This is a genomic window from Microbacterium immunditiarum (assembly GCF_013409785.1).
Lineage (GTDB): Bacteria > Actinomycetota > Actinomycetes > Actinomycetales > Microbacteriaceae > Microbacterium > Microbacterium immunditiarum.
This window is the reverse complement of sequence record NZ_JACCBV010000001.1, coordinates 867,272-876,460: the sequence shown is the minus strand read 5'-3', so window position 1 is coordinate 876,460 and position 9,189 is coordinate 867,272. Positions and strand designations below refer to the sequence as shown.

Annotated in this window: 7 protein-coding genes and 3 tRNA genes; 6 read left to right on the top strand and 4 right to left on the bottom strand. The window is 69.6% G+C overall.

The window, feature by feature from the left end; genetic code table 11:
• Positions 1-2 precede the first annotated feature (2 nt).
• The gene (gene ftsH / locus BJ991_RS03865) at positions 3-2,009 is read right to left on the bottom strand and encodes an ATP-dependent zinc metalloprotease FtsH (protein ID WP_179487623.1); all 2,007 of its coding nucleotides are present in this window, start codon (positions 2,007-2,009) and stop codon (positions 3-5) included.
• A 194-nt stretch (positions 2,010-2,203) separates the two neighbouring features.
• On the bottom strand, positions 2,204-2,755 hold the full coding sequence (hpt, locus tag BJ991_RS03860; protein WP_179487621.1) for a hypoxanthine phosphoribosyltransferase: 552 nt from the start codon (positions 2,753-2,755) through the stop codon (positions 2,204-2,206).
• 123 nt (positions 2,756-2,878) lie between these two features.
• Between hpt and BJ991_RS03855 the strand changes: the two genes are divergently transcribed.
• Positions 2,879-3,415, top strand: a complete 537-nt coding sequence (locus BJ991_RS03855; protein WP_179487619.1) for a DUF937 domain-containing protein — start codon at positions 2,879-2,881, stop codon at positions 3,413-3,415.
• Between the two features lie 30 nt (positions 3,416-3,445).
• On the opposite strand, the gene tilS is transcribed toward BJ991_RS03855, so the two are convergent.
• Positions 3,446-4,447, bottom strand: a complete 1,002-nt coding sequence (gene tilS / locus BJ991_RS03850; RefSeq protein ID WP_179487617.1) for a tRNA lysidine(34) synthetase TilS — start codon at positions 4,445-4,447, stop codon at positions 3,446-3,448.
• 164 nt (positions 4,448-4,611) lie between these two features.
• Here tilS and BJ991_RS03845 point away from each other — a divergent pair, with 164 nt between their 5' ends.
• Positions 4,612-5,145 (top strand): inorganic diphosphatase, encoded by a 534-nt coding sequence (locus tag BJ991_RS03845; RefSeq protein ID WP_179487615.1) that lies wholly within the window; start codon positions 4,612-4,614, stop codon positions 5,143-5,145.
• Between the two features lie 54 nt (positions 5,146-5,199).
• Here BJ991_RS03845 and BJ991_RS03840 read toward each other — a convergent pair whose 3' ends face one another.
• Positions 5,200-6,582 carry a peptidoglycan DD-metalloendopeptidase family protein gene (locus BJ991_RS03840; RefSeq protein WP_179487613.1) on the bottom strand — a complete coding sequence of 461 codons (1,383 nt, stop codon included), beginning with the start codon at positions 6,580-6,582 and terminating at the stop codon, positions 5,200-5,202.
• 199 nt (positions 6,583-6,781) lie between these two features.
• Between BJ991_RS03840 and BJ991_RS03835 the strand changes: the two genes are divergently transcribed.
• The 4 genes from BJ991_RS03835 to BJ991_RS03820 all read left to right on the top strand — a co-directional run bounded on the left by BJ991_RS03835 (position 6,782) and on the right by BJ991_RS03820 (position 9,140).
• Positions 6,782-6,854 (top strand) — tRNA-Glu (locus BJ991_RS03835).
• 30 nt (positions 6,855-6,884) lie between these two features.
• Positions 6,885-6,958: transfer RNA gene (locus BJ991_RS03830), tRNA-Asp, on the top strand.
• A gap of 84 nt (positions 6,959-7,042) precedes the next feature.
• Positions 7,043-7,115 (top strand) — tRNA-Phe (locus BJ991_RS03825).
• Positions 7,116-7,340: 225 nt separating this feature from the next.
• The gene (locus tag BJ991_RS03820; protein WP_179487611.1) at positions 7,341-9,140 is read left to right on the top strand and encodes an LVIVD repeat-containing protein; all 1,800 of its coding nucleotides are present in this window, start codon (positions 7,341-7,343) and stop codon (positions 9,138-9,140) included.
• The last annotated feature ends 49 nt before the right edge of the window (positions 9,141-9,189 follow it).

The following is a 9,189-nucleotide window of genomic DNA, read 5'->3' as shown; positions in this document are numbered from 1 at the left end:
CCCTACGCTGTCGCGGGACGCGCCTGCCCGGTCGGGCGGCGGCGAGGCTTCTTCTCGGGCGTGCCCTGCTCGGCCTCCACGCTGGCCGCCACGCCCGCGGGCTGTTCGCGTCGCGGGATCTCGACGGGGGGCAGCGCCGAGACCGGCCGCCGGGCGCTCGAGAGCCACTGCGGACGTGGCGGGAGCTTCTTGACGTCGTTGAAGATGTCGGCGAGCTCGATGTGGTCGAGAGTCTCCTTCTCGAGGAGCGCGAGCGCGAGGCGGTCGAGGATCTCGCGGTTGGCGTTGAGCACTTCGTACGCCTCGTCGTGCGCCTGCTCGATGAGGGCGCGCACCTCCTGATCGACGCGCTCGGCGACGGTCTCGGAGTACTCGCGGCCATGGCCCATGTCGCGGCCGAGGAACATCTCGCCCGACGCGGAGCCGAGCTTGACCGGCCCCACCTCGGTGGTCATGCCGTACTCGGTCACCATCTTCCGGGCGATGTTCGTCGCCTTCTCGATGTCGTTCGAGGCACCGGTCGTCGGATCGTGGAACACGATCTCCTCCGCGACGCGACCGCCCATCGCGTACGTGAGCTGGTCCTGCAGCTCGTTGCGCGTGACGGAGTACTTGTCGTCGAGCGGCAGCACCATCGTGTAGCCGAGGGCCTTGCCGCGCGGGAGGATCGTGACCTTCGTGACGGGGTCGGTGTGGTTCATCGCAGCCGCCGCGAGCGCGTGACCGCCCTCGTGGTAGGCCGTGATGAGCTTCTCCTTGTCCTTCATCACGCGCGTGCGCCGCTGCGGACCGGCGATGACGCGGTCGATCGCCTCGTCGAGCGCACGGTTGTCGATGAGCTGCGCATTCGAGCGGGCCGTCAGGAGGGCGGCCTCGTTGAGGACGTTCGCCAGATCGGCGCCCGTGAAGCCCGGAGTCTTGCGAGCGACGACCTCGAGGTCGACGCCGTCGGCGAGCGGCTTGCCCCGGCCGTGCACCTCGAGGATCCTCTTCCGGCCCTGCAGGTCGGGCGCATCGACGCCGATCTGGCGGTCGAAGCGGCCCGGGCGCAGGAGCGCGGGGTCGAGGATGTCCGGGCGGTTCGTCGCCGCGATGACGATGACGTTCGCCTTGGGGTCGAAGCCGTCCATCTCGACGAGCATCTGGTTCAGCGTCTGCTCACGCTCGTCGTGACCGCCGCCGAGACCCGCGCCGCGGTGGCGTCCCACGGCGTCGATCTCGTCGATGAAGATGATGGCCGGCGCGTTGTCCTTCGCCTGGTTGAACAGGTCCCGCACGCGGCTCGCGCCGACGCCGACGAACATCTCGACGAAGTCCGAGCCCGAGATCGAGTAGAACGGCACGCCCGCCTCGCCCGCGACCGCGCGCGCGAGGAGCGTCTTGCCGGTGCCGGGAGGGCCGTACAGCAGCACGCCCTTGGGGATGCGCGCGCCGACCGCCTGGAAGCGCGCCGGGTCCTTGAGGAAGTCCTTGATCTCCTGCAGCTCTTCGATCGCCTCGTCGGCACCCGCGACGTCGCTGAACGTGACCTGCGGCATCTCCTTCGTCACGAGCTTCGCTCGCGACTTGCCGAACTGCATGACCTTGCTGCCACCGCCCTGCGCCGACGAGAGCAGGAACCAGAACAGCACACCCAGCAGCAGGAGCGGGAGCATGAGCGAGAGGAAGCCGTCGAACCACGTCGGACGCGGCACCGCGTCGTTGAAGCCGTCCTCGGGGGCGGCGGCGTCGATCGCCTGCACGACCTCGTCGGCACGGGCCGACACGTAGTAGAACTGCACCTCGGTCGCGCCCTCGAAGGGCTTGGACAGCGTCATGTCGACGCGCTGGTCGCCGTCGGTGTTGAGCACTTCGGTCACGGTGTCGCCGTCGAGCAGCTCGAGACCCTGCTGGGTCGAGATCTGCTTGGCTCCGCCGAGGGTGGAGATCAGCGAGAAGCCGACGATGAGAAAGACCCCGATCAGCAGAACATAGAAGAGCGGGTTGCGTGTGATCTTCTTCACGTCCATCGTTCGGGCGCGGGCCCGTTACCTTTCGTCGGCGATCCGCCGCCGAATCGTCCGGATGCCTCGGCAACGGTGGATCTCAGGGTATCGCGGCGTTGCTCGGCACCGCCTGTGCATTCGCCCAGGGCTGAACGCACGTTCGGGTGCGGCATCCGCTTTCCGCCCCCACCTCCCGCAGCGCGAGAGAGCGCGGCGCGTCAGGAGTAGACGTGCGGCGCGAGGACCGCGACGTCGCGCAGGTTGCGGTAGCGCTCGGCGTAGTCGAGGCCGTAGCCCACGACGAAGTCGTTGGGGATGTCGAAGCCCACGTACCGGCAGTTCACCTCGACCTTCGCGGCATCCGGCTTGCGCAGCAGTGCGAACACCTCGATCGACTCCGCTCCGCGGGACTCGAAGTTCTCGAGCAGCCAGCTCAGCGTCAGGCCGGAGTCGATGATGTCCTCGACGATGAGCACGTGCTTGCCGGTGAGGTCGGTGTCGAGGTCCTTGCGGATCTGCACGACACCACTCGACTTCGTGCCCTTGCCGTACGACGACACCGCCATCCAGTCGATCGGCGCCACCAGCTTGAGCGCGCGCGAGAAGTCGGCCATCACCATGATCGCGCCCTTGAGCACGCCGACCAGCAGCAGATCCTTGCCGGCGTAGTCGGCGTCGACCTGCGCCGCGATCTCCTTCAGTCTTTCCAGGATCTGCTCCTCGGTGACGAGGACTTCGGTGATGTCACTGTGGACTTCGGCCGCGCGCATGGCTCCGAGTCTAGAGTCGGCGGCGCGATCCCGAAGCCCTGTCGGCCGGCCGTCCCGGTCAATATGCTGAGCCCGAGCCCGGAGGCGCCGGAGCCCCCGCGGACCGATCCGGAGGTGGCTGCGATGGCTGGACTGGACGACATCCTCAAGATGATTCCCATCGATCAACTCGCGTCGAAGCTGGGGGTCGACCCCGACACCGCCGCGCAGGCGGTCGAGCAGGGCGGCGGGGCGATCCTCACCGGCCTGCAGAAGAACGCGCAGTCGCCCGACGGCGCCGCCGCGCTCCAGAAGGCTCTCGGCCAGCACCAGGGTCTCGGAGACTCCGTCGACGTCGACCGCGTCGACACCGAGGACGGCGAGAAGATCCTCAAGCACGTGTTCGGTGAGAAGGAGCAGGCGGTCAAGCAGACGCTCACCGAGGCCCCGCAGACGGCGGGAATCGACTTCGGCAAGCTCCTGCCGATGCTCGCGCCCATCGTCATGGGACTCCTCGCGAAGAAGCAGCAGCCTGCCGGCGGCGCGCAGGCCCAGGAGTCCTCGGGCGGCGGCATCGGCGACCTCATCGGCGGACTGCTCGGCGGCGGAGGCGGGCAGCAGCAGGGCGGCGGCCTCGACATCGGCGGGTTGCTGGGCGGCCTGTTCGGCGGCAACAAATAAGGCGGATGCGCCGCCCGACGCGCGCGGACCTCAGCGCGGCACGTTCGCGGTGAAGACGATACGTCCGCCGGCGCGGTGGGCGCGGCACCCGGGAAGGTCGATCGGGCCCTGACCCGACCAGTCCGTCACGAGGCGTGCGACCTCGAGCGTCTGCGTGCGCGAGAGGCTCTCGCCGAACTCCGCCGCGACGACGTGACGGATGATGCGGTTGCGCAGCGCCGCCGGATTCGCCGCGAGCGCCGCGACCGACACCGAGATGCCGGCCTCGGCGTGCTCGACGATGTCTTCGATGACCTCGTCGATCATGTCGGCGAAGGCCTCCGCGTCTTCGCGCAGCTGCTCGGCGGTGCGCGCGAGGGCTTCGGCGACACCCGGTCCGAGCTCGGCCTCGAGGACCGGCAGCACCCTCTCGCGGACGCGCACGCGCGCGAAGCGCGGGTCGACATTGTGCGGGTCGTCCCACGGCTCGAGGCCCTCGGCCGCGCACGCGGCGCGGGTCGTCGCACGGCGCACGCCGAGCAGCGGACGCAGGAGGGCGACGCCGCTCGAGAGCGTCGAGGAGGGCGCCATGCCCTGCAGGCTCGCGCCGCCCGACCCGCGGGCGAGGCCCAGGAGGACGGTCTCGGCCTGGTCGTCGAGGGTGTGGCCGGTGAGGACGGCGGCGCCGGAGTCGAGAGCCTCCGCGGCGAGCGCCTCGTATCGCGCCGCGCGAGCCGCCGCCTCCAGACCGTCGCCGGCCGACACCTCAACGCGCACGACCCGGGCCTCGAGCCCGAGAGCGCGCGCGGTGTCGGCGGCGGTGGCCGCGGCATCCGTCGACCCCTCCTGAAGACCGTGGTCGATGACCACCGCGATCGCCTGGAGACCCCGCTTCGGCGCCTCGAACGCGACGGCGGACGCGAGCGCGAGCGAGTCCGCGCCGCCCGACAGCGCGACGACGACGCCGGATCCCGGCGCGAGGCCGCCGAGGGCGCGGCGCACGGCGAGGCGCACCTCCGCGACGGCGGGGTCGAGACCGGGTCGGTGTTCCACGCGCCCACCGTACCGCCGTGCAGAACTCCGGAGATTCGGGCGCCTCGACCCGGATTCAGGCCCATCCCGGCGTCGAGCGGGCGAAATCTGTGGAGTTCTGCGCGCGCGAAGCCCGCGACTAGGCTTGTCCGCGGCATTCCCGCAGTCTTCCGAAGGAGCACCACATGGGCGCGTACGACGCCGTCATCGAGATCCCGCGCGGCAGCCGCGTGAAGTACGAGGTCGACCACGGCACCGGCCGCGTCTTCCTCGACCGGGTGCTCTTCACCCCCATGGGCTACCCCGCGAACTACGGCTTCTTCGAAGACACGCTCGGCGAGGACGGCGACCCGCTCGACGTGCTCCTGCTGCTCGATCGCGACCTCTACCCGGGCATCCTCGCGAAGGTCCGCCCGGTCGGCGTGCTCAAGATGAGCGACGAGGCCGGCGGCGATGACAAGGTCGTCGCGGTGCTCGCGAAGGACCCCCGCTGGGACCACATCCAGGACGTCGACGACATCGACGAGTGGACGAAGTCCGAGATCGGCCACTTCTTCGAGCACTACAAGGACCTCGAGCCCGGCAAGTGGGTCAAGGTCGAGCAGTGGGCGGACGCCGCCGAGGCCGAGCGGCTCGTGTCGGAGGCGTTCGACCGCTTCCACGAGAACGAGGGCCAGACCGCGACGCAGGGTGCGGGCGAGGCGCCGAAGACGATCTGACTCTCTTCAGGACGAGGGGCGGATGCTGCGGCATCCGCCCTGTGTCATCGATCGTCAGACGGAGACGCCCCGCGCACCCATGAAGTCGACCGGGTTCACGGGGTAGCCGTTCACGTAGGTCTCGAAGTGCAGGTGGCAGCCGAACGAGTTGCCGGTGTTGCCCTCGCCGGCGATGAGCTGGCCGGCGTTCACCCACTGGCCGTACCGCACGTAGATGTGGCCGCTCGCGATGTGGCCGTAGCCGGTGCCGATGCCGCCGCCGTGGTCGATCTTGATGTAGTTGCCGTAGCCGCCGTTGGAGCCGGCGTAGACGACCCGACCGGATGCCGCGGCGAAGATGCCGGCGTAGCAGCCGGCCGCGAGGTCCACGCCCCAATGCGTGCCCGACGAACAGTAGCCGTTGCCGCATTGCACGGTGCGAGGACCGTAGCCGGAGCTGCGCCACCCGGACGACGGACGCGCCCAGCCCGAGCCGACGACGCCTCCGCCTCCTCCGCCGCCGGCGGCTGCCTGCTCACGCGCACGGCGCTCGGCCTCTTCACGAGCCCGGCGCTCGCGCTCCTGACGCGCCTTGCGCTCGGCCTCGACTCCGGCCTTGTAGCCCGCGAGCGTCTTCGCCGCCGTGTCCTTCAGTGCAGCGAGCTGCGCGTCGAGCTCGACCTTGCGGGACTTCTGCTCGGCGAGGGCCGCCTCTGCGGCATCCGCTGCGGCCTGCGCCTCGATCATCTTCTGCTCCGCGACCTGCTGCAGGCGGTCGCGCTCGTCTCGCGCGACGGCGGCCTGGTCGCTGAGGCTCTGCGCGGAGTCGCGCGCGGTGATCGCGTCGGCGTACACGGCCTGGTTGCGCTCGAGGAGCTTGTCCATCGTGCCGAGGCGTGCGAGCAGGTCGTCGGCGGTCGCGGCCGAGCCTGAGAAGAAGAGCTCGAGCGACGTGTCGTCGCCGCCCTTGCGGTAGAGCTGCGCGGCGACGCGGCCGGCCTTCGCGGCCGCGTCCTGCGCCTTCGCCGCCTCGGCGTCGGCTTGCTGCTGCAGCTGCTCGGCGTAGAGCGCCGCCTCGAAGTACGCCTGCTGCGCTTCGTAGAACTCGTCGGCGGTGCGCTTGGCCTCGGCCTGCGTGCGCGCGACCTCGTTCTGGAGGTTGCGGATGAGGCCCTCGATCTTGCTGACCTCGGCGGCCTTGGCGGCCTCGTTCGCACGCGCCTTCTCAACCTCTTCCCACGTCGGGTACTGCGCGGCGAAGGCGGGCGACGCAGCCGAAAGGGCTCCGCCCAGCGATCCGAGGGCCAGGACGCCGAGCGCACCGAGGCCGAGCATGCCGCGCCGCGAGACGGATTCGGGCCACAGCAGCCGGCGCTCACGGGGAGTGGGCGCACAGCCGCACTCGTCGTACGCCTCCTCGGTCTGCACGCGCACCCTCCTTGCGGTCGTAGACGTCATCACACTAGCAACATCAGTCACACACGCAACAGGCAGGACCACACCTGCCTCCCATATTGCGCCGACGAGCGCGAGAACGCACGGGTTTCCTTGCGGCGGGTCGGTTTCGCCCGTCCGGCGCCCAGCGCCTCGATTTGGCGGAACGGCTGTCTCCTGCGTATGCTTGATCGTCGGTAAGCGTGAGCCCCCGGGTTCACCCGGCCCCATCGTTTAGCGGCCTAGGACGCCGCCCTTTCACGGCGGTAGCACGGGTTCGAATCCCGTTGGGGTCACTCAACCCACACCCACAACTGAACAAGCATGGCCCTGTAGCGCAGTTGGTTAGCGTGCCGCCCTGTCACGGCGGAGGTCGCGGGTTCAAGTCCCGTCAGGGTCGCTCCGAGCGACGGGCCCTTTTCTCGAAGAGGGCCTTTCGTCTAGGACGTGGCATCGCGTCGAGCAATCGAAACGGATGCCGCGCGGCTCTGTAGCTCAGTTGGTAGAGCGTTCGACTGAAAATCGAAAGGTCACCGGATCGATGCCGGTCGGAGCCACAAGGGTGATCGTTACAATCACCCCAGAAACCCTCGCGTAGCTTCTACATCGCGGGGGTTTCGTCTTTCTCGCGCCCTCACCGCGACACCTCTGGTGCGCCCCCTCGCGCACCCGCTAGATTTCGCGTCACAGGCCTCCCCAGGGCCGAGCCCTCGCACGGCGCTGTGCGCGAACTCACCTGCCGGAGGCATCCGCACCGCACGCGCAGCTGAGAGGGAACATCGATGAAGACGACCCGCCAACCCGCGCGGTGGCGGAGCAGGACACTCGCCGCAGCAGGGGCCATCCTGCTCGGGGCGTCGCTCCTGACCGCCAACGCCGCCTCCGCGCAGAACGATCCGCGCGAGGGCCTCGAGCCCGGCTATTTCGACGCCGGCGTGGCCGCGAGTGGAATCGAGGTGCTCGCGAGCCTTCCGCGCGTCGCACCGTTCGACGCCCCTCCCGGCAACTTCGGATTCGTGAACTCGGACCTCGCGTTCACGGGCGACCACGCGATCGTCGGCAACTTCAACGGCTTCCAGGTCTACGACGTCTCAGACCGGTCGGCGCCGCAGCTGCGCACACAGGTCGTGTGTCCCGGCGGCCAGGGCGACGTCTCGGTGTACGGGAACCTCCTGTTCATGTCGGTCGAAGAGACGCGCGGCCGCATCGACTGCGGAACGCAGGGCGCTCCGGGTCAGGCGAACCCCGAGCGCTTCCGCGGTGTCCGCATCTTCGACATCTCGGATCTCGACAACCCCGTCCAGATCGGCGGCGTGCAGACGTGCCGCGGCTCGCACACGCACACCATCGTGACCGACCCGAGTGACCCCGCGAACATCTACATCTACAACTCCGGAACGTCGAGCATCCGCTCGGCAGCCGAACTGGCCGGATGCAGCAACGGCGGCCCGACGTCGGCGAACCCGACGCAGTGGCGCATCGACGTCATCCAAGTGCCGCTCGCGGCGCCTGAGACAGCGAGCATCGTCAATCAGCCGCGCATCTTCGCCGACCCGGTGACGGGTGCGGTCAACGGCCTGCAGAACGGCCCGACCCAGCCGCTGCACCCGTCGGGCGGACCGTACGGGCCGAACCCGAACACGAACACGTGCCACGACATCACGGCGTACCCCGAGATCGGGCTCGCGGCGGGCGCGTGCCAGGGCAACGGCATCCTGCTCGACATCAGCGACCCGGCGAACCCCGTTCGCCTCGACGCGGTGGCCGACGTGAACTACTCCTACTGGCACTCCGCCACGTTCAACAACGACGGCACGAAGGTCATCTTCACGGACGAGTGGGGCGGCGGCACGTCGGCCCGCTGCCGCGTGACGGATGCTCCGGAGTGGGGCGCCGACGCCCTGTTCGACATCGTCGACGGCCCGGACGGCAAGACGCTCGAGTTCCGCAGCTACTACAAGCTGCCGGCCGTGCAGACCAGCCAGGAGAACTGCGTCGCGCACAACGGCTCGATCGTGCCGGTGCCCGGCCGCGACATCATGGTGCAGGCGTGGTACCAGGGCGGCGTCTCGGTGATCGACTTCACCGACACGGCCAACCCGGTCGAGATCGCGTACCTCGACCGCGGCCCGATCAACTCGCCGAACCCGTCGGGCCTGAACCTCGGCGGCTACTGGTCGACGTACTGGTTCAACGGCAGCGTCCTCGGCAGTGAGATCGCGCGTGGCTTCGACTCGCTCGCGTTCACGCCCACCGGGATGCTGTCGGCGAACGAGATCGCGGCAGCGGCCGAGGTGCAGCTGGACGAGTTCAACGCCCAGCTGCAGTCGCGGATCGTCCACCCGCCGAGCTTCGCGGTGGCGCGGTCGTTCGTCGACCAAGCCGAGCGCGGCGGCACACTGTCGGGCAAGGCGCTGACCGAGGTGCGCAAGCACGTCGACCAGGCCGAACACCTCGTCGGGACGGGCGCGAACAGCCGCGCGATCCAGGCGCAGCTCGACAACGCGGCCCGCAAGTCCGGCTTGCCGGCGGACTCCGCCCTCGTGCAGGCGCTCCAGGCTCTCGCGGCGGCGCACAGCTAGCCCGCCCGGACGTCGGGAGCGAAGCCTCCCCTGAGGGAACGGAATGCCC

What these genes read in the sequence shown, in the direction of transcription:
- BJ991_RS03855 (WP_179487619.1), top strand. Translation starts at nt 2,879, where the DNA reads ATGGCTGGACTGGACGACATCCTCAAGATGATTCCCATCGATCAACTC.
- hpt (WP_179487621.1), bottom strand. Translation starts at nt 2,755, where the DNA reads ATGCGCGCGGCCGAAGTCCACAGTGACATCACCGAAGTCCTCGTCACC.
- ftsH (WP_179487623.1), bottom strand. Translation starts at nt 2,009, where the DNA reads ATGGACGTGAAGAAGATCACACGCAACCCGCTCTTCTATGTTCTGCTG.
- BJ991_RS03820 (WP_179487611.1), top strand. Translation starts at nt 7,341, where the DNA reads ATGAAGACGACCCGCCAACCCGCGCGGTGGCGGAGCAGGACACTCGCC.
- BJ991_RS03845 (WP_179487615.1), top strand. Translation starts at nt 4,612, where the DNA reads ATGGGCGCGTACGACGCCGTCATCGAGATCCCGCGCGGCAGCCGCGTG.
- BJ991_RS03840 (WP_179487613.1), bottom strand. Translation starts at nt 6,582, where the DNA reads ATGACGTCTACGACCGCAAGGAGGGTGCGCGTGCAGACCGAGGAGGCG.